The following is a 23,680-nucleotide window of genomic DNA, read 5'->3' as shown; positions in this document are numbered from 1 at the left end:
GTCCGGTCAGGCCCCCGTGGCCACCGGGCGGGTCTCGTCGTTCGACCACTGCGACCACGATCCCGCGTACAGCGCGGCGTCGACCCCGATCGTCGCGAGGGCCGCGACCTCGTGCGCGGCCGTGACGCCCGACCCGCAGTACACGCCGACCTGCCGACGCGCGCCGCACTGCACGCCCAGGTCCGCGAAGCGCTCGCGCAGCGCGGCCTCGTCGAGGAAGCGCCCGTCGGGTCCCAGGTTGGCGGTCGTCGGCGCGCTCACCGCGCCCGGGACGTGTCCCGCGCGCGGGTCCACGGGCTCGGCCTCGCCCCGGAAGCGTTCGCCCGCCCGCGCGTCCAGGAGCAGTCCGCCGCCCGACGACGCCAGGTCCGCCGCGTCGTCGGGTGTGAGCGTGGGGAGCGCGCCCTGGGACAGCACGACGTCGCCCGGGACCGGGACCACCTCGCCCGTCTCGAGGGCCAGGCCTGCGGCGGTCCAGGCGCCCAGTCCCCCGTCGAGCAGGCGGACGTCCGCGAGGCCCGCCCAGCGCAGCAGCCACCACGCGCGCGCGGCCGACGTGGCCCCCACGGCGTCGTACGCGACCACGCGCGACCCCGCGCGCACGCCCCAGCGGCGGCACGCGGCCTGGAGGTCGGCGAGGTCCGGCAGCGGGTGGCGGCCCCGCGCCGGTGACGGCGGAGCCGCGAGCTCGGTCTCCAGGTCCACGAACACCGCGCCGGGCAGGTGCCCCGCGAGGTACTGCTCGTGGCCGTCGGTCATGCCGAGCGCCCAGCGGACGTCGAGCAGGACCAGGTCACCCGTGCCCGCGGCGAGCTCGTCGTGCAGCGCCCGCGCCGAGACGAGCACCGCGTCCCGAGCGCTCACGCGACGCCCGGCTCGTCAGGGAGCGCGTCCCTCTCGCCGGCCGCGGGAGCGGTCTCGACGGAGTCGTCTGTCAGCTCGAGGCGCATCGTGTAGGCGTCGACGTCCTCCGGCTGGTAGTACCGCTTGCGGATGCCGAGCTGCTCGAAGCCGAACTTGCCGTACATGGCCAGCGCCGCGTCGTTGTCGACCGCGACCTCCAGCAGGACCGCGCTCGCACCCACCTGGCGCGAACGGTCGATCAGCGCCGTCAGGAGCACCGACCCGATGCCCAGGTGGTGGTACTGCGGGTCCACCCCGATCGTCATGATCTGCGTGACGTCACCGTCGAACCACAGCCCCGCGTAGCCGACGAGCTCCTGGGGTCCGGCCGCGTAGATCCGGACGGGCTCGGCCGCGACGTACCAGCGGCCCAGCGCGCCCAGCTCCTCGGCCAGCATCCCGTACGTCCAGGCGCTCGGGCCGAACAGCTCCTGCTCGAGGCGCACGACGCGCGGCAGGTCCGCCGCGCGCAGCGGGCGCAGCTTGACCTCGTAGTGGGCGCTCACGCCCCGCTCGCCTTCCGGTCCGCCGCAGGGGCGTCGGTCGCGCGCTTGCGGGCCGCGGGCTCCTGGACGTCCGGGCGGCGCAGGTACAGCGGCTCGGTGGGCTGGTCGAGGCCTGCGTCCCTGCGCGCGATCGCGAGCCGCGCCAGCACGACCGCGTCGGGGACGAGGGGGGCGTCCTCCGCGAGCGGCAGGTCATCGGGGTAGAGCGCGGCGCCCTCACCCACGACCACGGCACCCTCGGCCTGGTCGGCCAGTCCTGCGGCCGGCCCCACGTCCGGGCCGGCGACGAGCTCGACGACCGGCGTCGCGTGCGGTCCCTCGTGCGCCACCACGCGGTAGCGCGCCCAGTAGACCTCGCGCCGGCGCGCGTCGGCCGTCGCGAGGACCTCCTCACCCGGGGTCAGCCCCAGGTCGCTCACGGCCTGCGCGGCGATCGCGTCGAGCCCCGAGACACCGAACGCCGGGATGCCGAGCGACAGCGCGAGAGTGCGCGCCGTGACCAGCCCGACCCGCAGGCCCGTGAAGGGTGCAGGTCCCGTACCCGCGACGACGGCCGTCAGCGCGGTACGGTCCACCCCGGCCTCGGCGAGCACCTCGCTGATGAGCGGGGCCAGGGTCTCGGCGTGCCGACGGCGCTCGTCCGCCGAGCGCACAGCGAGCCGTTCACCGCCGTCCCCGACGAGGGCGACCGCGACGGCGGCTGACGTATCGAGCGCGAGAACTGCCACGGTCCCAGCCTACTGATCCGTAGGCCGGTGCGCGGCCAGGTCCTGGGCCGAGCCACCGGCGGCCGGGTCCGCAGCGGCGTGCTCCGCAGCGGCCTCGACCGCCGCACGCAGCCCGTCGGCGAGGCGAGCGACCTCGGCCCACCGGTCGCCCAGGGCCCGCACGGTCACGTGCCGGACGCCGGCCTCGGGCGACTCGTCCTCGTCGTCCGGGTCGATCGGCTCGTCGGTCTCGCCGGACCGGGCCGCCTCGTGCGTGGCAGACGTGTCGACACCACCCCGAGGGCGCTCGATCGTGATCTCCAGGCGGTCCTCCGCGAGCGACTCCACGAGGTCCTGCCCCCACTCGACGACCGTGACCGACTCGTCGAGGCTCGCGTCGAGGTCGAGGGCCTCGACCTCGTCGAGCGAGCCGAGCCGGTAGGCGTCGACGTGGACCAGGTACGGGCCGTCCGCGAGCGGAGGGTGGACGCGCGCGATGATGAAGGTCGGCGACGCGACCTGGCCGCGCACCCCCAGCCCCGTGCCGATGCCCTGCGTCAGCGTCGTCTTGCCCGCGCCCAGGTCGCCCGTGAGCATCACGAGGTCTCCGGCGCGCAGCTCGCGCGCCAGCGCCAGGCCGAACGCGCGGGTCGCGTCCGCGTCGGGCAGGTCGAAGGTCAGGTCGGTCATGACAGCCACTCCTGGTCGTCGTGCGTGCGCTCACGCAGCGTGTGGTCCTGTGCGCGGTCCGGCCGCACCGCGGCAGGCGTCCCGAGGGCGCCGGACGCACCGGTGGTGAGATCCGCCGTCGGGCCCGACGCGCCGCCGTCCCGGTAGACGCGCGGTACGCGGGCCCCCAGGCGCGTCGTGATCTCGTAGCTGATGGTCCCGGCGGCCAGCGCCCAGTCCTCGGCGGTCGGCGCTCCGCCGCGCGCGAGGCCCGTGCCGGGTCCGAACAGCGTCACGACGTCACCGGCCTGCTCTGCGGCGTACGGGCCCAGGTCCAGCACGAACTGGTCCATGCAGACCCGCCCCGCGACGTGCAGGACGCGGCCCGTGCCGTCGACCCCGCCCGCCTCGTCGACCGGGCCGCCGACCAGCACCGGCCCGCCCGGCCGCTCGGGCAGCGCACCCGACGCGTGCCGCGGGATGCCGTCCGCGTACCCCAGGGGCACCACGCCGAGGACCGTCGCCTGCGACGTCGTGTAGGCGTGCGCGTACGACACGCCCTGGCCCTCCGGGACGCGCTTGACCGTCGCGAGCTCGGCCTCGAGCGTCATGGCCGGGGTCAGGCCGAAGTCGTCGGGCGTCCCGAGCTGCGGGACCGGCGAGAGGCCGTACACCGCGAGACCCGGACGAACGAGGTCGTAGTGCACGCGCGGGTTCGTCAGGGTCGCCGCGGAGTTCGCGAGGTGGCGCACCTCGAACCGGGCGCCCGCGCTCTCGGCCGTGCGGACCGCGTCGTCGAAGACCTCGACCTGGCGCAGGACGGTCGGGTGCTCGGGCTCGTCCGCGAACGCGAAGTGCGACCAGATCCCGACGACGCTCAGCACGCCCTCGGCCTCGGCCCGCAGCGCGGCGTCGAGCGCCGCAGGAAGCTGGTCCGGCATGATCCCGTTGCGGCCCAGCCCCGTGTCGATCTTGAGGTGCGCGCGGGCCGGGCGACCGGCCGCGCGCGCCGCCTCGGCGAGCTCCTGGAGGGCCCACACCGAGGCGACCGAGACGTCGATCTCGGCCTCGACCAGCGCCTGGAGCGGTGCGCCCGGCGCGTACAGCCACGTCAGGATGCGCGCCTGGTCGGGGCGGACACCCGCGGCGCGCAGCGCGAGCGCCTCGGAGACCTGGGCCGTGCCGAGCCACGTGGCACCGCCCGCGAGCGCCGCGCGGGCGCTCGGCAGCAGGCCGTGACCGTACGCGTCGGCCTTGACGACGGCCATGACCTGCGCGGTGCTCGCGCGGGACGCGAGCGCCTCGACGTTCGAGCGGATCGCGCCCAGGTCGATCACCGCGCGCGCGGGGAAGTAGTCGGCGGGGCGTGGGGCACCGGCCGCCGTGAGAGGGGTGACGTCGTCCGCGGATCCGTGCCTGGGGTCGCTGAAGGGGCTCACGGTCACCGATTCTCTCACCGGTTCCTTCACCCGCCTGCGGGGGCACCGCCGACGGTGACGCCTTCGGACCTAGGGCCACTCCTGGAGGGGGCGCGTGGTCTCGAACCGCCGCTGCTTCCCGCTGAGGGGGTCGACGAACTCGATCGAGCGCGAGACGAGCTGGAGGGGCCGACCGAAGTCGTCGGGGCGCACGTCGTAGAACGTCGGGTAGAAGTTGTCGTGCAGGATCGGCAGACCGAGCGAGTTCATGTGCAGCCGGAGCTGGTGGGTCTTGCCGGTGTGCGGCGTCAGGCGGTAGAGGCCGAGCGTGCTGGGTTCCCCCTGACCCGAGCCGACCGCGACCTCCCGCGTGTCCAGGAGCTCGACGAGGCTCTCGGAGTTCGGCTCGCCGGGCACCTCGAACGCACGCATGACGCCGCGCTCCTTGTGGATGCGGCTGCGCACGACGCGCGGGAGCTCGAGCCCCGGGTCGACGCCCGCGACGGCCTCGTAGACCTTGGTCACGCGACGCTCGGCGAAGAGCGTCTGGTACGGACCGCGGACCTCGGGTCGTACGGTCAGTACCAGGACCCCGCCGGTGACGCGGTCGAGGCGGTGGGCGGGCGAGAGCTCGGGCAGGTCGAGGTCTCGGCGCAGCCGCACGAGCGCGGACTCCGCGATGAACGCCCCCCGCGGGATGCTCGCCAGGAAGTGCGGCTTGTCGACCACGACCAGGTCGTCGTCCTGGTACAGCATCTCGATCTCGAAAGGTACACGCGTCTCGACGGGCGGGTCCCGGTAGAGGAAGACGCGCGCGTGCTGCGCGAAGGGCGTCTCGGCGGTCACGGGTCGGCCCAGGTGGTCGACGACCTCGCCCGCGTCGACCTTCTCCCGCAGGCGCGGCTCGTCGTCGGGGAAGCGGTGGATCAGGTGGTCGAGGACGGTCTCCCACCGGGGCGCCCCCTCGCTGCCGTCACCGTTCCCCGGCAGGACGACGCGCGTCGCGTTGAGCCCGTCCCGCACGGGCAGCGGCTGGAACGGGATCCGTCGGCGACGCGGCGGGACACGGGGGGTCGTCGGGGTGGGCACGGCCACCACGGTAGCCGTTGCCCCCGAGCAGGGTGTCCGCGCGGGACGGGGGCGGTGCTCAGGGATGCACGACGACGTCGGCCCGGTCCCGCGTCGAGGCCACCAGCCGGGCGTTGGTCTCGTCGGAGCCGAGCACCCAGTCCCGCGCGGCAGCGAGCGACCTGCCGTGCCGGACGTGGCGGGCCACGAGACGCTCGACCCGGGTCTCGTCGGGAAGCTCCACGAACCACACCTCGTCGAGGAGTCCGCGTACCGCGTTCCAGCGCCCCTCGTCGTGGCCCTCGCCGAGCAGCAGGTAGTTGCCCTCCGTGAGCACGAGCTCGACGTCGGGCGTCACGGGGATCGACCCGGCGACGGGCTCCTCGAGGTCCCGGTCGAACGCCGGGGCGTAGACCGTGGCTCCCGGGCGCGGCGACCGGAGCCGTTCGAGGAGCGCCACGAAACCGTGCGCGTCGAACGTGTCCGGTGCCCCCTTCCGGTCGCGGCGCCCCAGTCGCCCGAGCTCCACGTCGGCGAGGTGGAACCCGTCCATCGGCACGACGACGGCGCGCACCGCCGGCGCCCCGGAGACCGGGTGCGCGAGCGACGCGAGGACCTCGCCGGCGAGCGTCGACTTGCCGGCTCCCGGCGCACCCGCGATCCCGACGAGCACCCGCACGGGACCGCCCGGTCCCTGCGCACGCCGTGCCGCCTCGACGAGCGACCGGCACCGCGCCGCGAGGGCAGCCGCGACGTCACCCTCGACCACGACCTGCTCACCCTCGATCGGCATGCGTCGCCCTCTCGTCTCGTCACCCTCGGCGGGCTCGCGTGTAGCCCTCGGCGGCTGAGACCGTCACCCTCGGCGGAGCAGCTCCGCGACCACGCCCGGCAGCGCCTCTGCGACGTCCAGCGCCGCGACGGGTCCCCCCGGGTTCGCCCGGGCGCCCGCCCACCCGTGGACCGTAGCAGCCGCAGCAGCGAGCTCTGCCGCCAGGCCGGGCTCCTGCACCACACGCTCGCTGTACGCCGCCAGCAGGGCACCCACAAGACCCGTGAGGACGTCTCCTGCCCCGGCCGTCGCGAGCCACGCGGGTCCGTCGGCCTGCGACCACGCCCCGGCCGGACCGACCACCACGGTCGCCGCCCCCTTGAGCAGCACGGTCGAGCCCGTGAGGTCGTGCGCCCTGCGCGCCCAGCGCACCGGCTCTGCCTCGACGCCCGCGCGGTCGACGTCCTCGCCCCGCGCTCGCAGGAGCACCGCGAGCTCCCCCGCGTGCGGCGTCAGGACGACCGACGCCGGACAGCGGTCCGGGAGCAGCGACAGGGCCCCGGCGTCGACCACGGCCGGTACCCGCGGTCCCGCCACGTCCTCGGCCAGCACCCCGCACGCGACCGCGAGCGCGTACCGGATCCGCTCGTGCTGCCCGGCGTCCGCGCTCTGCCCGCCGTGTCCGTTCCCGCCGCCGTCCCGTGCGCCACCTCGCTCCTCCGCCGCCGGGATCCCGGAGCCGAGCGCCCACGCCTGCACCCTGCCCTCGGCGGGCACGGCCTCGGGGCGCGCCGAGACGACGACGTGAGCGACGTCGTCGGGCCCGCGATAGCGGACCATGCCCGCGCCCGCGCGGACCGCCGCCGTGACGGCCAGGACCGCCGCGCCCGGGAAGGTGGGCGTGCCGGCGACGACGCCCAGGACACCGCGCGTGTACTTCTGGTCGGTCGGACCGGGGACGGGCCACAGGCGAGCGACGTCGGCGCGCTCGAGGCGCCGCACCACCGGGCCGCGCGCACCACCGACGTCCTCGAGCCCGACGTCGACGAGCGTCACGACCCCGGCGAGATGCGTCGCAGGGGGCAGCAGCAGCCCGGGCTTGAGCGCGCCGAACGTGACCGTCCGGTCGGCGGGGAGCACCGGCCCGGGGACCGAGCCGTCGTCGACCCCGATGCCGCTCGGCGTGTCGACCGCGACGACCCACGGGCCCCCGTTCCCCGACCCGGCCGACGCGGACCGCCTCGCAGACCGCCGCGACCGCTCGTCCACGAGAGCCCCGACCAGCTCCCCTGCCAGGCCACGCAGCGCCCCGCTCGCGCCGATCCCGACCAGCCCGTCGACGACCACGTCGGCCGCGAGGACCGTGTCCAGGACCTGCGACCAGCGAGCGCGCACGGCCGGTGCCGTCAGGTCGAGCACCCTCCCGCCCGCACGACGCAGGGCCGCCACCCCCTCGGCGTGCGGGTGCTCGCTCGTGCAGACCGCCTCGACCGCGACGCCGCGCCGCGCCAGGTACGCCCCCGCGAACAGGGCGTCGCCGCCGTTGTTGCCCGAGCCCACGAGGAGCACGACCCCTCGACCGGTCACGCGCCGAGGTCGCGCTGCGCCGTCGGGCGTCCCGCTGTGCGGGCCACGCCGAAGGTCCTGCGCCACGACCGTCGCGAGCGCGAACGCGGCCCGTTCCATGAGCGGGACCCCGCGGTCGAGCAGCGGCTCCTCCGCGGCGCGGACCTGGGCGGCGGTGAACGCTTCGATCATGGGCCCATCCTGCCCCGCCGCCACGCTCCCCGCCGGACCACCGGTGCACCGGACCCGACGCGCCCGCGGTCTCCCGGGCTAGATTGGCGACCATGCGATTCGGACTCTTCATCCCGCAAGGCTGGCGCCAGGACCTCGTCGGCATCGACCCTTCCGAGCAGTGGGAGACCATGCGCTCCCTCGCGCGCCACGCGGACACCGCGCTGGCCGGCGAGCGCCTCCCGGGTGCGCGCCACGCGTGGGAGTCGGCGTGGGTCTACGACCACTTCCACACCGTGCCCGAGCCCACGGGCGAGGCCACGCACGAAGCCTGGACGCTCATGGCCGCGTTCGCTGCCTCGACCGAGCGCGTGCGTCTGGGCCAGATGTGCACGTGCATCGCCTACCGCAACCCCGCCTACCTCGCGAAGGTCGCCGCGACCGTCGACATCGTGAGCGGCGGCCGCACCGAGATGGGCATCGGCGCCGGCTGGTACGAGCACGAGTGGCGTGCCTACGGCTACGGCTTCCCCGGCGCGGGCGCGCGCCTGGGCGCGCTCGACGAGGGCGTGCAGGTCATGGAGCAGATGTGGCGCACGGGATCCGCGACACTCGACGGCACGTACTTCCAGGTCGACGGCGCACTGTGCCACCCGCAGCCTCTCCAGGTCCTCGACGGCGTGGGGCCGGACGGCGCCGACGCCCCGAGCATCCCGCTGTGGATCGCGGGCGGCGGCGAGAAGAAGACGCTGCGCATCGCGGCCCAGCACGCGCAGTACACGAACTTCGACGGCCGGCTCGAGGACTTCACGCACAAGTCGGAGGTGCTGCGCGGGCACTGCGAGGCGATCGGGCGCCCCTTCGAGGAGATCACGCGCTCGTCCAACTACAACGTGGTCATCGGGGCGACCGAGGCCGACGTCGAGGACCGCCTGCGGTGGATCGGCGAGCACTACGCCAAGACCGTCCCCGCGAAGGCCGAGGAGACCGTGGCCGACTTCCGCTCGGGCCCGCTCGTCGGTACGCCCGAGCAGATCGTCGAGAACCTGCGCAAGCTCGAGGGCGCGGGCATGACGTACGCGATCACGTACTTCGCGGAGGCCGCGTACGACCGCACCGGCCTCGAGCTGTTCGAGCGCGAGGTCATCCCGGCCCTGCAGGGCTGAGCCGCACTCTGGCCCGTGCCGGCGGACAGGCTCGGTGCCGACCATGCGGTTGGCGTTCGTCTCGACGTGTTTCACGACGCCAACCGCATGGTCGACCGACACGAACCGCATGCTCGACGGCGGACCCCTCAGCCCTCCGCGACCACCATGGCCGACGCGATCCCCGCGTCGTGCGAGATCGACAGGTGGAACGTCGCGATCCCCAGCTCCGTGGCCCGCGCCTGGACCGTCCCCGAGATCTCGACCTGGGGCGCTCCCCCGACGACCCGGTGCACCGTCGCGTCCTGCCAGCGCATGCCGCCGGGCGCACCGAGCGCCTTCGCGATGGCCTCCTTGGCGGCGAACCGGGCCGCGAGCGACGAGGGGGGCAGGTCCCGCTCGGCCGGGGTGAACAGCTTTTCGCGCAGGCGCGGCGTGCGTTCGAGCGTGTCCATGAACCGCGCGACGTCGACCACGTCGATACCCACCCCGATGATCATGCGCTCACCCTATGCGCTGGCGCCGGCCTGCCGAGGGCCGCGAGGGCCCGGCCTCGGACGCCGGAAGCCCGCCGTGCGCGGGCACGGCGGGCTTCCGTCGGAGAGCGGGACGGCCGTCTACTCGACCGTGACCGACTTCGCGAGGTTGCGTGGCTGGTCGACGTCGAGCCCCTTGGCCGTGGCGAGGGCCATGGCGAAGATCTGCAGCGGGACGACCGCGAGCAGCGGCGACATGAGGGTGGGCGACTGCGGGATCCAGAAGATCTCGTCGGCGTACGGCAGCACCGCGTCGTCGCCGTCCTCGGCGATCACGAGGGTCCGCGCGCCGCGCGCCCGGATCTCCTGGATGTTGGAGACGACCTTGGAGTGCAGCGAGTCGCGCCCGCGCGGCGAGGGCACGACGACGAACACCGGCTGCCCCTCGTCGATGAGCGCGATGGGACCGTGCTTGAGCTCGCCCGCGGCGAAGCCCTCGGCATGGATGTACGCGAGCTCCTTGAGCTTGAGCGCGCCCTCGAGCGCGACGGGGAACCCGACGTGACGCCCCAGGAAGAGGACCGACGTCGCGTCCTTCATGGAGCGCGCCACGGCGCTGACGTACTCGCCGCGCTCGATGACGGTCTGGATCTTGCGGGGCATCTCGCGCAGGTCGTCGAGGATCTCGCGGATCTCGTCGGGGAACTTGTTGCCGCGCAGCTGCGCGAGGTAGAGGCCCAGGAGGTAGGCCGCGGTGATCTGCGACAGGAACGCCTTGGTCGAGGCGACGGCGATCTCGGGCCCGGCGTGCGTGTACAGGACGGCGTCGGACTCGCGCGGGATGGTCGACCCGTGCGTGTTGACGATCGAGATGACCTTGGCGCCCTGCTCGCGCGCGTGGCGCACGGCCATGAGCGTGTCCATGGTCTCGCCGGACTGCGTGACGGCGACGACGAGCGTCTTCTCGTTGACGATCGGGTCGCGGTAGCGGAACTCGTGGGCGAGCTCGACCTCGACGGGGATGCGGCACCAGTGCTCGATCGCGTACTTCGCGACGTGCCCCGAGTAGGCGGCCGTGCCGCACGCGACGACGATGATCTTGTCGACGGTCCGCAGCACGGCCTCGTCGATCCGCAGGTCGTCGAGGACGAGGCGGCCCTCGGCGTCGGTGCGCCCGAGCAGGGTGTCGCCCACGGCGTGCGGCTGGTCGTGGATCTCCTTGTCCATGAAGGACGTGAAGCCACCCTTCTCGGCGGCTGCGGCGTCCCAGTCGACCGTGAAGCGCGTGGCCTCGGCGGGCTTGCCGTGGAAGTCGACGACCTCGACGCTGTCCGGGGTGATGGTGACGATCTGGTCCTGGCCGAGCTCGAGCGCTTCCTTGGTGGACGCGATGAACGCGGCGACGTCGGAGCCGAGGAAGTTCTCTCCGTCCCCGAGCCCGACGACGAGCGGCGAGTCGTGCCGGGCGCCGACGACGGTGGTCGGGGCGTCCGCGTGGACGGCGAGCAGGGTGAACGTTCCTTCGAGCTGGCGGGCGACGTAGGCCATGGCCTCGGTCAGGTCCCCCGTGCGGCGGTAGGCACGGGCGAGGAGCTGGGCGGCGACCTCGGTGTCGGTCTCGGAGAGGAACGTGGCGCCGTCGGCGAGCAGGGACTCGCGAAGTCCGCTGTAGTTTTCGATGATCCCGTTGTGGATCACGGCGAGGCGGCCGTCGTCGGCGAGGTGGGGGTGCGCGTTGGTGTCGTTCGGGGCGCCGTGCGTCGCCCAGCGGGTGTGCCCGATCGCCGCGGAGGCCGCGGGCAGCGGGTGCGCCTGGAGCTCGTCGACGAGCTTGACGAGCTTTCCGGACTTCTTGGCCGTCGCGACGTCCGTCTGGTCGGGCGCGACGAGCGCGACCCCGGCCGAGTCGTAGCCGCGGTACTCGAGCCTGCCGAGTCCTTCGAGGACGACGTCGAGGGGTCGCCCCGACGCTTCAGGAGGGCCTGCGTAACCCACGATTCCACACATGGTTTCGGAGTCTAGCCGGACGTCCTGGAGGCTTCGCAGCCGCGACATCTCGCGGTTCTTTGTTAGCGGTCCGGCCTGTTCGTGTTCACGGTGCGGCCCGACGTCCGGCAGAATCGTCCGAGTGGTTCCTTCCTCCGACCTGCCCGTCCCTCCGCTCGAGGGTGCTCCCGCGACCGATCAGGACGCCTCGCCCGGGTCCAGGCGCCTGCCCGACCTCTCGACGGCGTCCCCGTACGTCGATCTGGACCGTTCAGCGTGGAGCAGGCTCTCCGAGTCGACGCCGCTGCCGCTGACGGACGCCGACGTCGTCAAGCTCCGCGGCCTGGGCGACCCGATCGACCTGGCGGAGGTCGACGCGATCTACCGCCCCATCTCGCGGCTGCTCAACCTCTACGTGACGGCGACGAGCGGCCTGCACGAGGCCACCTCGACGTTCCTGCGCGAGAGCTCGACCCGCACGCCGTACGTGATCGGGGTCGCGGGGTCGGTCGCCGTCGGCAAGTCGACGACGTCGCGCATCCTGCGCGAGATGCTCGCCCGCTGGCCGGAGACCCCCCGGGTCGAGCTCATCACGACGGACGGATTCCTCTACCCGAACGCCGAGCTCGCACGCCGCGGGCTCATGGAGCGCAAGGGGTTCCCCGAGTCGTACGACCGGCGCGCCCTGATCCGGTTCCTGTCTCGCGTCAAGGCGGGAGTGCCCGAGGTCCGCAGCCCCGTGTACGACCACCTGACCTACGACATCGTCCCGGGGGCCGAGACCGTCGTCCGCCGACCGGACGTCCTCATCGTGGAGGGCCTCAACGTCCTCCAGCCGGCCCGTCCGGGACCGTCCGACGACCAGGCGGTCGCGGTGAGCGACTTCTTCGACTTCTCGATCTACGTCGACGCGCGCACGCGCAACATCCGCCAGTGGTACGTGGACCGGTTCCTGTCGCTGCGCCGGACGGCGTTCGCGCGCCCCGAGTCCTACTTCAAGCGCTACGCGACCCTCACGGACGAGGAGGCCGTCGAGAAGGCCAAGTCGATCTGGGACTCGATCAACGCGCCGAACCTGGAGGAGAACATCCTGCCGACGCGGGGGCGCGCGACTCTCGTGCTGACGAAGGGCTCGGACCACTCGGTCCAGCGCGCCCGCCTGCGCAAGGTCTGAGCGGGCCGGAGGTCAGGAGGCGCGACGGACCACGCTCGGGTCGCCCTCCACGCCCGACGACGTCGCGGTGGTCGGGTCGGTCGGCTCGCCGTGGATCGGGGTGGCGCCGGCTGCGTCCTGGACGGCTCGCCGAGCGGCCTCCCGGGCCCGGCGCCTGCGTGCCATGGCGTTCATGACGCGGTCGACGATCACGCCGGACAGCACACCCATGACGACGCCGATGACCATGGCGAGCAGCGGCTGGTGCCCGAGCCACTGCGCTGCCACGAGCCCGATGAGCACCGAGTAGAGGGCCCAGGTGACGGCGGCCAGGCCGGAGTAGGCCATGAAGCGGCGGCGGGGGTATCCCACGGCGCCTGCGGTCATGTTGACCGCGACCCGGCCGATCGGGACGTAGCGGGCCGCCAGGATGAAGGCTGCGCCGCGCGCCTTGAGCGCCTGGTCGGCCCACGCGACCGCCTTGCGGCCGCGCACGGTCCGCAGGAAGCGGATGCGCTCGGTCCCGATCCCGCGGCCCAACGAGTAGGCGATCTGGTCGCCCGTCCAGGCTCCTGCGGCAGCGATGACCAGGACGAGCACGAGGTTCGGGTTTCCCGAGGCGCTGGCCGCGACGGCGAGCGTGATGACGACCGACTCGCTGGGGATCGGCGGGAAGAAGCCGTCGATCGTCGCGAAGGCGTACAGGGCGGGGTAGATCCATGCGGACGCCGCGAGTGCGAGGACCCAGATCTCCAGGTTCTCCAAGAAGGTCGAAACGGCCTCGATCACGGGTCCTCTGTTCGTCGGTCGGCGGGGCGGACCAGGCTGGTCACCGGCTGGTCACCGGCTGGTCACAGGCATCGTGTCGACGCCTGTGACCAGCCTACGGATACGGAGGCCCGACACCATCGGGGAAACCCCCCAGTCTGCCCTGATGTCGACCCCCACCTTCCGAGGACGATTCTGCCGGATCGTCAGGCCGGTCACGTCATCCTCCGGAGGGAGATCCACCCCTAGGGAGGTCCCCCGCAGGGATGCTGTGACGTCCTCCGGACGATGTGTTCCGTGCTCCGGGCGCGCGTTCCGTGCTCCGGTCCCCGCGACATCAGGGCAGCCGGAAGCCCAGCGCCTCGGACGCCTCGGTGGGGTCCGGGGTGCCACCCCAGTACCGCATCATGTTGTCGTTCGAGGAGAGCGACCGCAGCTCCGCGTGGTCGAGGTAGAGCTCGCCCCGCAGGTGGTCGGTCTCGTGCTGGACGATCCGCGCGGGCCATCCCGTCAGGACCTCGTCCACGCGCGCACCGTGCTCGTCCTGCCCGGTCAGGCGTACGGACCGGTGCCGCGCGACGACGGCCTGCCACCCGCTGACGCTCAGGCAGCCTTCGAAGAAGGACCGCCGTTCGTCGTCCGCCGCGGTGTAGGACGGGTTGACGAGCACCCGGAACGGCACGGGGTACCGCTCCCGGAGGTCCGCGTCCTCGGGGTCGGTGACGCCCGCGTCCTGGACCACGGCGACCGCGAGCCCTAGCCCGACCTGCGGGGCGGCGAGCCCGACGCCCGGGGCCGCGTGCATCGTCGTGCGCATCGCCTCGACCAGCCGGGGGAAGAGGTCCCCGAGCTGCCCGGTGTACGCCAGGGCGGGACGGCGAAGGACGGGGTGCCCGGCCTGCACGATGGGCAGCACGCCGTCGTCGTACCGTGCGAGGTGCGCCGCGACCTGGTCCCTCAACGACTCGTCGACGGGACCGGCGAACCCGCCTCCCGGCCCGGGGGCGGCAGGTCGACCCGTCACAGGGCCAGCCGGTCCCGGACGACGCCCGCGAGGGACTCGGCGACGGCGTCCGCCGTGGCCTGCGTCGCTGCCTCGACCATGACCCGCACGAGCGGCTCGGTGCCCGAGGAGCGCAGGACCACGCGCCCGGTCTCGCCGAGACGCTCCTCGGCGGCCGCGACGGCCTCCTGGAGCACCTCGTCGGTCGCGGTCCGCGCCTTGTCCACGCCGCGCACGTTGAGCAGCGTCTGGGGCAGCTTGGGCACGGCGCCCGCGAGGTCGGCCAGCTTGGCGCCGGACTCCTGGATGCGCGCAGCGAGCTGGAGCGCGGTCAGCACGCCGTCGCCCGTCGTGGCGAACTGGGACAGGATGATGTGGCCCGACTGCTCGCCACCGAGCGTGTACCCCTTGGCACGCATCTCCTCGAGCACGTAGCGGTCGCCGACCCCGGTCTGGACCGTGCGGATCCCGGCCTCGCGCATCGCGAGGATCAGGCCGAGGTTGCTCATGACGGTCACGACGAGCGTGTCGTCGGCGAGGCGGCCCTTGTCCTTCTCGGCGAGCGCGAGCACGCCCATGATCTGGTCCCCGTCCACGAGGACGCCGCGGTGGTCGACCGCGATGCAGCGGTCCGCGTCGCCGTCGAACGCGACACCGAAGTCCGCCTCTGACGCCACGACGACGGCCTGGAGCTGCTCGGGGTGGTTGGACCCGCACTTCTCGTTGATGTTGCGCCCGTCGGGGCTCGCGTTCATCACGACGACGTCGGCGCCCGCGGCACGCAGCGCGGCAGGTCCGACGTCGCTCGCGGCGCCGTTCGCGCAGTCGACCGCGATCCGCAGGCCGGAGAGCGGGAGCGCGTCCCCGGTCGCCCCGATGCTCGCGATGAGGTGCTCGACGTAGTCGGCACCGGCGCTCCCGGTGTCTCGGCGCACGCGGCCGACCTCGGCGCCGAGCGGGCGGTCCCACTCGGCGTGGAGCTGGCGCTCCATCTCGTCCTCGAGCGAGTCCTCGAGCTTGATGCCGCCGCGGGCCAGGAACTTGATGCCGTTGTCGGCCATCGGGTTGTGCGAGGCCGAGATCATCACGCCGAAGTCCACGTCGAGCGTGCTCGTGAGGAACGCGACGGCCGGGGTCGGCAGGACGCCGACGTCGAGCACGTTGACCCCGGCGCTCGCGAGGCCCGCGGTCACCGCCGCGCCCAGGAACTCGCCCGAGGCACGCGGGTCTCGCCCGATCACGGCACGCGGACGGTGCCCGTCGGGTTGTCCGGTGCGTCCCAGCACGTTCGCGGCAGCCACGCCCAGGCCGAGCGCGAGCTCGGCCGTGACGTCCCTGTTCGCCAGCCCCCGCACGCCGTCGGTGCCGAACAGTCGTCCCATGAGTTTTCCTCCCTCAACGGGACGGTACAGGCACCAGGGCCTGCCCCGCCCCCGCTGCGAGCCGACCGGTCCGGTCGCTCGTCAGCATCCCTGACAAAAGACGACGGCCCCGGTGGACTGTGTCCACCGGGGCCGTCGTGCGCAAGCGCTGGATCAGCGCTTGGAGTACTGCGGAGCCTTACGGGCCTTCTTGAGCCCGGCCTTCTTGCGCTCGACGACGCGTGCGTCGCGAGTCAGGAAGCCGGCCTTCTTGAGTGCCGGGCGGTTGTGCTCGGCGTCGATCTCGTTGAGCGCACGGGCGATGCCGAGACGCAGGGCGCCGGCCTGGCCGGACGTGCCACCACCGTTGATGCGGGCGATGACGTCGAAGCGACCCTCGACGTCGACCAGCTTCAGCGGGGAGTTCACGAGCTGCTGGTGCACCTTGTTGGGGAAGTACCCCTCGAGGGTGCGGCCGTTGATCTTCCACTGGCCGGTGCCGGGCACCAGGCGCACGCGGGCGATGGCCTCCTTGCGACGGCCCAGGGCCTGCGCGGGGGCGGTGATGCTCTGGCCACGGCCCGTGGGGGCTGCGCTCTCAGAGGTGTAGTTGCTGGGAGTCTCTTCGTCCAGCACGTCGATGTCGACGGTGGTCTCGGCCACTGGTGTGTCCTCGCGTCCTAAGTTCTCGTCTACGAGCAGGCGGAGCCTACTGCGCGACCTGGGTGATCTCGAAAGTCTTCGGCTGCTGCGCGGCGTGCGGGTGCTCAGAGCCTGCGTAGACCTTGAGCTTGCCGAACTGGGCGCGGCCGAGCGAGGTCTTGGGGATCATGCCGCGGACGGCCTTCTCCACAGCACGCTCGGGGTGCTTCTCCAGCAGGTCGCTGTACGCGACCGCCCGAAGACCACCCGGGTAACCGGAGTGGGTGTAGGCAAGCTTCTGCTCGCGCTTGTTGCCGGTCAGGGCGACCTTGCCGGCGTTGATGACGATGACGAAGTCACCGCCGTCGACGTGCGGAGCAAAGGTGGCCTTGTGCTTGCCACGGAGCAGGGTCGCCACGTGGGTGGCGAGACGGCCCAGGACGACGTCGGTCGCGTCGATGACGTACCAGTCACGCTGGACGTCGCCGGGCTTCGGGGTGTACGTACGCACGGTCGTAGCCTTCGTTTCGTGTCTTCGGTGTCTTCGGCGCAGGAGCCTGCGTCCGACAAGTCGTTTGGCCTTCGGTTGACTGCTGTCCAGGTCACGGAGCGAGTGGGCGCACAAGTGACGAGATACCGAAGGGGAAGCACAACGACTCAACAGACTACCTGGACGGCCCGTGCAGGGTCAAAACATGCTGCGTCACACCGAGGGCGGTGAGGCCCCTCGGTGAGCAGCGTGCCCGACGGCGCACGCACGGGCGCCAGAGCGCCGGTTCAGGCGGTTGCCCGGTGGTGGTCGTGGGAGAGGCCGGTGGTCGCGCCTTCCCGAGGACGAGGATACGTGCCGGGGCGCAGGTCGGCACACGCGTCGCACTGGAGCGTGCGCGCGACGCCCGCGCAGTCGGCGCAGAACAGGCGCAGCGTCTGGCAGCCCGGGTCGACGCAGTTCTCGTACTTGGCCGTCGGGCCGCCGCACTCGCTGCACGCGCCGAGCGGGACGGTCTCGGTCCCGAACTCGACGTGCATGCGCTCGTCGAACACGTAGAGCGACCCCTCCCACAGCCCCTGGTCGCCGAACGTCTCGCCGTAGCGCACGATCCCGCCGTCGAGCTGGTAGACCTCCTCGAAGCCGCGCGCGAGCATGAGCGAGGACAGGACCTCGCAGCGCACGCCGCCCGTGCAGTAGGTCACGACGGGGCGGCCCTTGAGGTCGTCGTACGCGCCCGAGTCGAGCTCGGCCACGAAGTCGCGGGTCGTCTCGACGTCGGGTACGACCGCACCACGGAACTTGCCGATCGCGGCCTCGAACGCGTTGCGGCCGTCGAAGAACACGACGTCCTCGCCACGCTCGGCCACGAGCTCGTGCAGCGCCTCGGGGTCGAGGCGAGCCCCGCCGTCGACCACGCCGTCCTGGTCGACGGTGAGCTCGTCGACCGCGCCGAAGCTCACGAGCTCGGGTCGTACCTTGACCGACAGGCGTGGGAAGTCGCGGCCCGTGCCGTCCGACCACTTGACGTCGATCCCCGCGAAGCCCGGGTACTGCTTGGTGGTCTTGACGTACTGCTTGAGGTTCTCGACCGTCCCGCCCAGCGTCGCGTTGATGCCGTGCTCGGAGACGATGACGCGTCCCGTCAGTCCCCACTGCTCCCCGAGGGAGCGTTGCCACAACTGCACCGCGCGCGGGTCGGCGAGCGGTGTGAAGGCGTAGAAGAGGATGATCTTGGGGACGGCCATTGCTCCATTTTAGGAGCCCGACGGCGGCGCGCAGGTCGTGCTACCGGCCCGCCGCCGTGCGTGTGGCCTTCCTCACCGCACGCTCACCGCACGCCGCCGGGTCCGGCACCTGCCGGTCACCGCTGGCGCTTGACCCGCTCGACGTCCCAGACCGGTTCAGGAGTCTCGACGACGCGCCCGTCGGAGCCGAACACCACGAACCGGTCGAAGCCGCGCGCGAACCATCGGTCGTGCGTGACGGCCAGCACCGTGCCCTCGAACGCCGCGAGGCCCGACTCGAGCGCCTCGGCCGAGTGCAGGTCGAGGTTGTCGGTGGGCTCGTCGAGCAGCAGCAGGGTCGCTCCCCCGAGCTCGAGCAGCAGGATCTGGAAGCGCGCCTGCTGCCCACCCGACAGCGTCTCGAAACGCTGCTCGGCCTGACCGACGAGCTCGTAGCGGTCGAGCGCCTTGCTCGCGGGCTCGCGGCCCATGCCGTCACGGGCGCCGTCGCCGCGGTGCAGGATCTCGAGGAGGGTGCGGCCCTCGAACTCGGGGTGGGCGTGGTTCTGCGCGAACCACCCCGGGCGCACCCGTGAGCCCAGCACGGCACGGCCGGTGTGGGCCACGGGCGGGACGAACGCGCCGTCGTCCGAGCCCGACGCGTCCCCGGCACCGTCGAGGACCGGACGGTGCTCGACGTCCGGGTCCGACCCACCGCGAGCGAGCAGGCGCATGAAGTGCGACTTGCCCGAACCGTTGGACCCCAGGATCGCGACGCGCTCGCCGAAGAAGACCTCGAGGTCGAACGGCGCCATGAGCCCCGTGAGCTCGAGCTGCTCGCACGTCACGGCCCGCTTGGCCGTGCGCCCGCCCGTGAGGCGGACCTTGACGTTCTGCTCGTGCGCCAGGACCTGCGGCGGGCCGGCCTCCTCGAACTTGCGCAGGCGCGTCTGGGCGGCCTGGTACCGGCTCGCGAGCCCGTCGTTGAAGGCCGCCTTGTTCTTGAGGGTGTTGACGAGGTCCTTGAGCTTGGCGTGCTCCTCCTCCCACCGGCGCAGGAGCTCCTCGAGGCGGCTCCGGCGGTCGGCCCGGGCCTCGGCATACGTCCCGAAGCCGCCGCCGTGGACCCAGATCGTGCCGCCGGCCGCCGTGGGCTCGACGGTCGCGACCTGCGTCGCGGTCCGGGCCAGGAGCTCGCGGTCGTGGCTGATGAAGAGCACGGTCTTGGGCGAGGCCGCGAGCTTCTCCTCGAGCCACCGCTTGGTGGGCACGTCGAGGTAGTTGTCGGGCTCGTCGAGGAGCAGCACCTCCTCGGGGCCGCGGAACAGTGCCGTGAGGACGAGACGCTTCTGCTCGCCGCCGGACAGCGTGCGGACCTCGCGGAACTGCGCCTGCTCGAACGGGATCGACAGCACCTCGTCCGTGACCTTGTCCCACTCGGCCTCGGCCTCGTACCCGCGCGCGTCGGCCCAGTCGGCGAGCGCCTGCGCGTAGCGCATCTGGGACGGGGTGTCGTCGACCGTCATGATGTCCAGCTCGGCCGCCGCGAGCTCGCGCGCGGCGTCGCGGATCGAGGGCTGCGCGAGGTCGACGAGCAGGTCACGGACCGTGCGCTCGTCGTCGATGCGGCCCACGAACTGGCGCATCACGCCGAGCCCGCCGCTGCGTCCCACCGTGCCCCCGTGCGGGGAGAGGTCGCCCGCGACGATGCGCAGGAGCGTCGTCTTGCCGGCGCCGTTGGGCCCGACGAGGGCGACCTTGGCCCCGTCCGCGACGCGCAGGGTCGCCCCGGCGAGGAGGGGGCGCCCGTCGGGCAGGAAGTAGCTGATGTCGCTGATGTCGATGTGACCCACGGGCACATCCTCCCTGCCCGATGCCCTCGTTGACGATTCCTTTCGCCGACGGTGACGTACCTGACCGCCGACGGTGACGTCCACGCCTGCCAGAGGTGACCGCCTGCCGAGCGCACCGTCGCCCCCGGGGGCGCTCCGCCGTCGGGCAGCGCGCCCGGCCGTCACGGGCACGGGGAGTCCCACGCGGGCTGCGAGAACGCCTCCGCGGTGACAGTGTGGAGGGATGAGCGACGACACACCTGCCACCCGGACAGACCCCGCCCTCGGCACCGAGGGCGACTCCGACCAGCTCCAGCGCGACGACACCCTGGTCGACCGCGGCGTCGACGACGTGCTCGACGAGGGATACGCCCCGCCCGAGCGTGCGCCCCTGACCTACGCGCACCCCGAACGGCTCGAGGAGGACGGCGAGTCGCTCGACCAGCGCCTCGCCGACGAGGAGCCCGAGGACTGGGAGACCGACCCGCTCGACCGGCCCGACACGACACGCTCGGGACGGCTCGTCGCGGACCCCGACGCGCTCGACGGCCGCGTCAACGACACCTACGCCGACGACGCCGGGATCGACGGTGCGGCGGCGAGCGCCGAAGAGGCCGCGATCCACATCGTCGAGGAGCCGTAGGGGCTACGGCGTCGGGGACGTCCCGGCCGCGTGCGGGGGCGCACCCGCGTCCCACACGTCCTCGTCCATGCGCACCGCACGGACGCGCTCGGCCCGGGCCGCGAGCTCGTCGTCGGGCGGGTAGGTGACCTCCTCGAGCACCAGGCCGTGCGGCGGGACGACGCCGGCGCCCGCGTCCCGGCGCCTCGCCGCCAGGACCTCGGCCGGCCACGAGACGGGACGGCGCCCCTCCCCCACGGCGACCGACGCCCCGACCAGCGCACGGACCATGTTGTGGCAGAACGCGTCCGCACGGACGTGCGCGACGACGAGCCCCGCGTCGGGCCCGCCGGTCGCCCGCTCCCAGGACAGGTGCTGCAGCTCGCGGATCGTGGTCGCGCCGGGCCGCGGCTTGCAGAACGCCGCGAAGTCCCGGACACCGAGCAGCGGCTGGAGCGCCTCGTGCATCGCGTCCGCGTCGAGCGGCTTGCGGTTCCACAGGACCCACTCGCGGCGCAGGGGGTCGCGCAGGGCGGGGTCGTCGACGATGCGGAACGTGTAGCTGCGGAACAGCGCCGAGAATCGCGCGTCGAACCCCTCAGGCGCAGGCGCCGCCCGGTGGACCACGACGTCGCCGGGAAGCACCCCTCCGAGGCGCGCGACGAGCGCGTCACCAGGGGTGCGGTCCGAGCGGCCCGGCATCGCGTCCCACGCAGCCCGCGGCAGGTCGACGTGCGCGACCTGCCCGCGCGCGTGGACCCCCGCGTCGGTCCGGCCCGCGACGGTCAGGCGCGGCGGTTCGCCCCGCAGGATCTGTCCGAGCCCCTCCTCGAGGGCCCCTTCGACCGTCCGCAGGCCGGGCTGACGTGCCCACCCGGCGAAGGCCGTGCCCTGGTAGGCGAGGTCCAGGCGGACGCGGACCGGCTGCTCGTTCGTCACGTGCACCTACGCTAGCGCCCGTTACTGTGCTGACATGCCCGAACGCTCCTCCGGCCCCGACTCCCCCGAGCTGCGCACCCTCGCGGTGGACTGCGGCGGCGGCGGAATCAAGGCCAACGTGCTCGACGCCGCCGGGACCGCGCACGCGACCCCCGTCCGGGTCCCGACGCCGTACCCCCTGCCCCCGTCGCTCCTGGTCGACGTCGTCGCGCAGATCGCCGACCGCCTGCCGCCTGCGGACCGGGTCACGGTCGGCATGCCCGGCATGATCCGCCGCGGAGTCGTCGTGCACACCCCGCACTACATCACGCGCTCGGGGCCGCGCAGCAGGATCGACCCGGCCCTGGCCGAGCAGTGGGCCAGCTTCGACGTCCAGGCGGCCGTGGGCGAACGCCTCCGGATGCCCGCGCTCGTCCTCAACGACGCCGAGGTCCACGGGGCGGGGGTCGTCGCCGCGTCAGGACTCGAGCTCGTGCTCACGCTCGGGACCGGGCTGGGCTCGGCACTGTTCCACGGCGGACGCCTCGCACCGCACCTCGAGTGGTCGCACGCGCCCGTCCGGCGCGGCACGACGTACGACGAGTACGTCGGCGAGGTCGAGCGGCGGCGCCTAGGGAACGGCCTGTGGTCACGGCGCGTGGTCGCGCTCGTCGAGGGGCTGCGGCCCGTGTTCTGGTGGGACCGGCTCTACCTGGGCGGAGGCAACTCGCGCCAGATCACGCCGTCCGCACTCGAACGCCTCGGCGACGACGTCGTGATCGTGCCCAACTCGGCGGCCCTCGTGGGCGGGGCAAGGGCCTGGGACCTGCCGCTCGCCTGACCTACCGGTCGAGCTCGCGGTGCGCCGCGAGGACCGCCCGGTTGAACGCGACAGGACGGTCGAGGCTCACGAGGTGCTTGGCACCCGGGATCACGACGAGCTCGGCCCGCGCGCCACCCGAGCGTGCCGCCGCGACGTACGCGCGCTCCCCGAGCCGGAAGTGGTCCCACCGCCCGTTGACGAACCACACGGGCGAGTCCGTCGCCGACAGCGCGGACAAGGGCGCCGTGCGTCCCACCTCGTCCAGGATCGCCGTCATGGTCGTCAGCGCGAACCCACCCGCCCCGATGTCCTCGATGCCCGCCGCAGGGAGCGTCCTGCGCACGAGCGCATGGTTGAGCGCGGCACCGTTGTCGGGCAGCCTCTCGATCCGGTCCGCAGCGACGCGCCAGGCGACGCGCAGGCGCGACGCCGGCACCGTGCAACAGCTCGCAGCGACGAGCCCCACGACCTGCCCGGGGAACCGCGCACGGTGCTCGATCCCCACGTACCCGCCGAGCGAGAGCCCGACGACGAGCGCGCGGCCTCCCAGGCCGTCCACAGCCCCGGCGACGGTCGCCACCGCACCGTCGAGCGTGAACACCTCGTCCGTCCGCTCGCCGTGCCCGGGCAGGTCCACGGCCGAGGCCACGATGCCGGCACGATCCATGGCCTCGAGCTGCGCCCGCCACATCGTGCGGGACGTACGCGAACCATGGACGAACAGCACCGGCAGACCCATACGGACCAATCTAGGGGCCCGACGGCGCGCGCACCCGCACGACGGGCGCTCGGCCGGCGGGTACCCGCCGGCGGGTACGGCGAAGGGCCCGGCACCAGATGGTGCCGGGCCCTTCAGGAGATACCCGTCCGGCTGAGCCGGGGCGGGATCACTTCTCCTTCGAGTCCTTGGCGTCCTCGACGGGGGCGTCCTCCACGACGGGAGCGTCCTCGACGACGGGAGCGTCCTCGATCTTGGCGTCCTCGACCGGGGCGTCCTCGACCTTGGCAGCCTTGGGCTTGCTGGCCTTCTTCGCAGCCTTCTCGGCCTCGCGGACGACGGCCTGCTTGGGGCTGACGGGCTCGGTCACGAGCTCGATGACGGCCATGGGGGCGTTGTCGCCCTTGCGGTTGCCGACCTTCGTGATGCGCGTGTAGCCACCGTTGCGCTCCGCCATCTGCGGGGCGATCTCGGTGAACAGCGTGTGCACGACGGACTTGTCGCGGACGACGGTCATGACGCGACGACGAGCCGCCAGGTCACCGCGCTTCGCGAACGTGATGAGGCGCTCGGCCACCGGGCGCAGGCGCTTGGCCTTGGTCTCGGTGGTCGTGATGCGGCCGTGCTCGAAGAGCTGCGTGGACAGGTTCGCGAGGATGAGACGCTCGTGAGCCGGGCCACCGCCGAGCCGCGGACCCTTGGTGGGGGTAGGCATTGATCTTGCTCCTTAGAAGTGG

Annotated in this window: 24 protein-coding genes; 4 read left to right on the top strand and 20 right to left on the bottom strand. The window is 73.1% G+C overall.

Features of this window, described 5'->3' with window-relative positions:
* Nucleotides 1-6: 6 nt before the first annotated feature.
* The 8 genes from JOD48_RS05945 to JOD48_RS05910 form a co-directional block, all read right to left on the bottom strand.
* Nucleotides 7-864: a sulfurtransferase gene (locus tag JOD48_RS05945; protein ID WP_204808026.1), complete on the bottom strand. Its 858-nt coding sequence runs from the start codon at nucleotides 862-864 to the stop codon at nucleotides 7-9.
* Nucleotides 861-1,409: a ribosomal protein S18-alanine N-acetyltransferase gene (gene rimI / locus JOD48_RS05940; RefSeq protein ID WP_191791487.1), complete on the bottom strand. Its 549-nt coding sequence runs from the start codon at nucleotides 1,407-1,409 to the stop codon at nucleotides 861-863. Before rimI ends, JOD48_RS05945 begins: the two co-directional genes overlap by 4 nt.
* Nucleotides 1,406-2,137 carry a tRNA (adenosine(37)-N6)-threonylcarbamoyltransferase complex dimerization subunit type 1 TsaB gene (gene tsaB / locus JOD48_RS05935; RefSeq protein ID WP_204808023.1) on the bottom strand — a complete coding sequence of 244 codons (732 nt, stop codon included), beginning with the start codon at nucleotides 2,135-2,137 and terminating at the stop codon, nucleotides 1,406-1,408. The genes rimI and tsaB overlap by 4 nt, the downstream gene beginning before the upstream one ends.
* A gap of 9 nt (nucleotides 2,138-2,146) precedes the next feature.
* Complete coding sequence (tsaE, locus tag JOD48_RS05930; protein ID WP_204808021.1) at nucleotides 2,147-2,806, bottom strand: tRNA (adenosine(37)-N6)-threonylcarbamoyltransferase complex ATPase subunit type 1 TsaE; 660 nt, start codon at nucleotides 2,804-2,806, stop codon at nucleotides 2,147-2,149.
* Nucleotides 2,803-4,122 carry an alanine racemase gene (gene alr / locus JOD48_RS05925; protein ID WP_307824281.1) on the bottom strand — a complete coding sequence of 440 codons (1,320 nt, stop codon included), beginning with the start codon at nucleotides 4,120-4,122 and terminating at the stop codon, nucleotides 2,803-2,805. The genes tsaE and alr overlap by 4 nt, the downstream gene beginning before the upstream one ends.
* Before the next feature lie 171 nt (nucleotides 4,123-4,293).
* Nucleotides 4,294-5,292, bottom strand: a complete 999-nt coding sequence (locus JOD48_RS05920) for a pseudouridine synthase (RefSeq protein ID WP_307823989.1) — start codon at nucleotides 5,290-5,292, stop codon at nucleotides 4,294-4,296.
* A 58-nt stretch (nucleotides 5,293-5,350) separates the two neighbouring features.
* Complete coding sequence (locus tag JOD48_RS05915; protein WP_204808017.1) at nucleotides 5,351-6,064, bottom strand: nucleoside/nucleotide kinase family protein; 714 nt, start codon at nucleotides 6,062-6,064, stop codon at nucleotides 5,351-5,353.
* Nucleotides 6,065-6,127: 63 nt separating this feature from the next.
* Entirely contained in the window at nucleotides 6,128-7,801 is a 1,674-nt protein-coding gene (locus JOD48_RS05910) for a bifunctional ADP-dependent NAD(P)H-hydrate dehydratase/NAD(P)H-hydrate epimerase (RefSeq protein ID WP_204808014.1), read from the bottom strand.
* 92 nt (nucleotides 7,802-7,893) lie between these two features.
* Between JOD48_RS05910 and JOD48_RS05905 the strand changes: the two genes are divergently transcribed.
* Nucleotides 7,894-8,946 (top strand): LLM class F420-dependent oxidoreductase, encoded by a 1,053-nt coding sequence (locus JOD48_RS05905; RefSeq protein ID WP_191791499.1) that lies wholly within the window; start codon nucleotides 7,894-7,896, stop codon nucleotides 8,944-8,946.
* 128 nt (nucleotides 8,947-9,074) lie between these two features.
* Here the strand turns inward: JOD48_RS05905 and JOD48_RS05900 are convergent, their stop codons facing one another.
* On the bottom strand, nucleotides 9,075-9,425 hold the full coding sequence (locus JOD48_RS05900; RefSeq protein WP_191791501.1) for a holo-ACP synthase: 351 nt from the start codon (nucleotides 9,423-9,425) through the stop codon (nucleotides 9,075-9,077).
* 117 nt (nucleotides 9,426-9,542) lie between these two features.
* Nucleotides 9,543-11,408, bottom strand: coding sequence for a glutamine--fructose-6-phosphate transaminase (isomerizing) (gene glmS / locus JOD48_RS05895; protein WP_191791503.1), 1,866 nt, complete (start codon nucleotides 11,406-11,408; stop codon nucleotides 9,543-9,545).
* Nucleotides 11,409-11,613: 205 nt separating this feature from the next.
* On the opposite strand from glmS, the gene coaA reads away from it, so the two are divergent.
* Nucleotides 11,614-12,561, top strand: coding sequence for a type I pantothenate kinase (coaA, locus tag JOD48_RS05890; protein ID WP_191791640.1), 948 nt, complete (start codon nucleotides 11,614-11,616; stop codon nucleotides 12,559-12,561).
* Nucleotides 12,562-12,573: 12 nt separating this feature from the next.
* Here coaA and JOD48_RS05885 read toward each other — a convergent pair whose 3' ends face one another.
* The 7 genes from JOD48_RS05885 to JOD48_RS05855 all read right to left on the bottom strand — a co-directional run bounded on the left by JOD48_RS05885 (nucleotide 12,574) and on the right by JOD48_RS05855 (nucleotide 19,883).
* Nucleotides 12,574-13,329, bottom strand: a complete 756-nt coding sequence (locus JOD48_RS05885) for a DedA family protein (RefSeq protein ID WP_204808012.1) — start codon at nucleotides 13,327-13,329, stop codon at nucleotides 12,574-12,576.
* A gap of 316 nt (nucleotides 13,330-13,645) precedes the next feature.
* Nucleotides 13,646-14,332, bottom strand: a complete 687-nt coding sequence (locus JOD48_RS05880; RefSeq protein ID WP_204808010.1) for a peptide deformylase — start codon at nucleotides 14,330-14,332, stop codon at nucleotides 13,646-13,648.
* Complete coding sequence (gene glmM, locus JOD48_RS05875) at nucleotides 14,329-15,693, bottom strand: phosphoglucosamine mutase (RefSeq protein WP_191791505.1); 1,365 nt, start codon at nucleotides 15,691-15,693, stop codon at nucleotides 14,329-14,331. The genes JOD48_RS05880 and glmM overlap by 4 nt, the downstream gene beginning before the upstream one ends.
* Before the next feature lie 153 nt (nucleotides 15,694-15,846).
* Entirely contained in the window at nucleotides 15,847-16,335 is a 489-nt protein-coding gene (gene rpsI / locus JOD48_RS05870) for a 30S ribosomal protein S9 (protein WP_138825522.1), read from the bottom strand.
* 46 nt (nucleotides 16,336-16,381) lie between these two features.
* Nucleotides 16,382-16,825, bottom strand: coding sequence for a 50S ribosomal protein L13 (gene rplM, locus JOD48_RS05865; protein WP_030151909.1), 444 nt, complete (start codon nucleotides 16,823-16,825; stop codon nucleotides 16,382-16,384).
* A gap of 266 nt (nucleotides 16,826-17,091) precedes the next feature.
* Entirely contained in the window at nucleotides 17,092-18,051 is a 960-nt protein-coding gene (gene trhO / locus JOD48_RS05860; protein ID WP_204808008.1) for an oxygen-dependent tRNA uridine(34) hydroxylase TrhO, read from the bottom strand.
* A gap of 116 nt (nucleotides 18,052-18,167) precedes the next feature.
* A complete protein-coding gene (locus JOD48_RS05855) occupies nucleotides 18,168-19,883 on the bottom strand; it encodes an ABC-F family ATP-binding cassette domain-containing protein (RefSeq protein ID WP_204808006.1) in 1,716 nt (571 codons plus the stop codon).
* A 223-nt stretch (nucleotides 19,884-20,106) separates the two neighbouring features.
* Between JOD48_RS05855 and JOD48_RS05850 the strand changes: the two genes are divergently transcribed.
* Nucleotides 20,107-20,505, top strand: coding sequence for a DUF5709 domain-containing protein (locus tag JOD48_RS05850; protein ID WP_191791511.1), 399 nt, complete (start codon nucleotides 20,107-20,109; stop codon nucleotides 20,503-20,505).
* 3 nt (nucleotides 20,506-20,508) lie between these two features.
* On the opposite strand, the gene truA is transcribed toward JOD48_RS05850, so the two are convergent.
* Nucleotides 20,509-21,423, bottom strand: coding sequence for a tRNA pseudouridine(38-40) synthase TruA (gene truA / locus JOD48_RS05845; RefSeq protein WP_204808004.1), 915 nt, complete (start codon nucleotides 21,421-21,423; stop codon nucleotides 20,509-20,511).
* Between the two features lie 34 nt (nucleotides 21,424-21,457).
* Between truA and JOD48_RS05840 the strand changes: the two genes are divergently transcribed.
* On the top strand, nucleotides 21,458-22,243 hold the full coding sequence (locus JOD48_RS05840) for an ROK family protein (protein ID WP_191791515.1): 786 nt from the start codon (nucleotides 21,458-21,460) through the stop codon (nucleotides 22,241-22,243).
* A gap of 1 nt (nucleotide 22,244) precedes the next feature.
* On the opposite strand, the gene JOD48_RS05835 is transcribed toward JOD48_RS05840, so the two are convergent.
* A complete protein-coding gene (locus JOD48_RS05835) occupies nucleotides 22,245-22,964 on the bottom strand; it encodes an alpha/beta fold hydrolase (RefSeq protein ID WP_204808002.1) in 720 nt (239 codons plus the stop codon).
* Between the two features lie 148 nt (nucleotides 22,965-23,112).
* The gene (gene rplQ / locus JOD48_RS05830; RefSeq protein WP_191791518.1) at nucleotides 23,113-23,658 is read right to left on the bottom strand and encodes a 50S ribosomal protein L17; all 546 of its coding nucleotides are present in this window, start codon (nucleotides 23,656-23,658) and stop codon (nucleotides 23,113-23,115) included.
* Nucleotides 23,659-23,680 lie beyond the last annotated feature (22 nt).

The sequence above is a fragment of the Oerskovia paurometabola genome (genome assembly GCF_016907365.1).
GTDB classification, from domain to species: domain Bacteria; phylum Actinomycetota; class Actinomycetes; order Actinomycetales; family Cellulomonadaceae; genus Oerskovia; species Oerskovia paurometabola.
This window is presented reverse-complemented; position numbering and strand designations above follow the sequence as displayed.

Coding starts and splice junctions, on each gene's coding strand:
- tsaE (WP_204808021.1), bottom strand. CDS start 2,806: ATGACCGACCTGACCTTCGACCTGCCCGACGCGGACGCGACCCGCGCG.
- JOD48_RS05915 (WP_204808017.1), bottom strand. CDS start 6,064: ATGCCGATCGAGGGTGAGCAGGTCGTGGTCGAGGGTGACGTCGCGGCT.
- JOD48_RS05910 (WP_204808014.1), bottom strand. CDS start 7,801: ATGATCGAAGCGTTCACCGCCGCCCAGGTCCGCGCCGCGGAGGAGCCG.
- JOD48_RS05905 (WP_191791499.1), top strand. CDS start 7,894: ATGCGATTCGGACTCTTCATCCCGCAAGGCTGGCGCCAGGACCTCGTC.
- JOD48_RS05900 (WP_191791501.1), bottom strand. CDS start 9,425: ATGATCATCGGGGTGGGTATCGACGTGGTCGACGTCGCGCGGTTCATG.
- glmS (WP_191791503.1), bottom strand. CDS start 11,408: ATGTGTGGAATCGTGGGTTACGCAGGCCCTCCTGAAGCGTCGGGGCGA.
- glmM (WP_191791505.1), bottom strand. CDS start 15,693: ATGGGACGACTGTTCGGCACCGACGGCGTGCGGGGGCTGGCGAACAGG.
- trhO (WP_204808008.1), bottom strand. CDS start 18,051: ATGGCCGTCCCCAAGATCATCCTCTTCTACGCCTTCACACCGCTCGCC.
- JOD48_RS05850 (WP_191791511.1), top strand. CDS start 20,107: ATGAGCGACGACACACCTGCCACCCGGACAGACCCCGCCCTCGGCACC.
- JOD48_RS05840 (WP_191791515.1), top strand. CDS start 21,458: ATGCCCGAACGCTCCTCCGGCCCCGACTCCCCCGAGCTGCGCACCCTC.
- JOD48_RS05835 (WP_204808002.1), bottom strand. CDS start 22,964: ATGGGTCTGCCGGTGCTGTTCGTCCATGGTTCGCGTACGTCCCGCACG.
- rplQ (WP_191791518.1), bottom strand. CDS start 23,658: ATGCCTACCCCCACCAAGGGTCCGCGGCTCGGCGGTGGCCCGGCTCAC.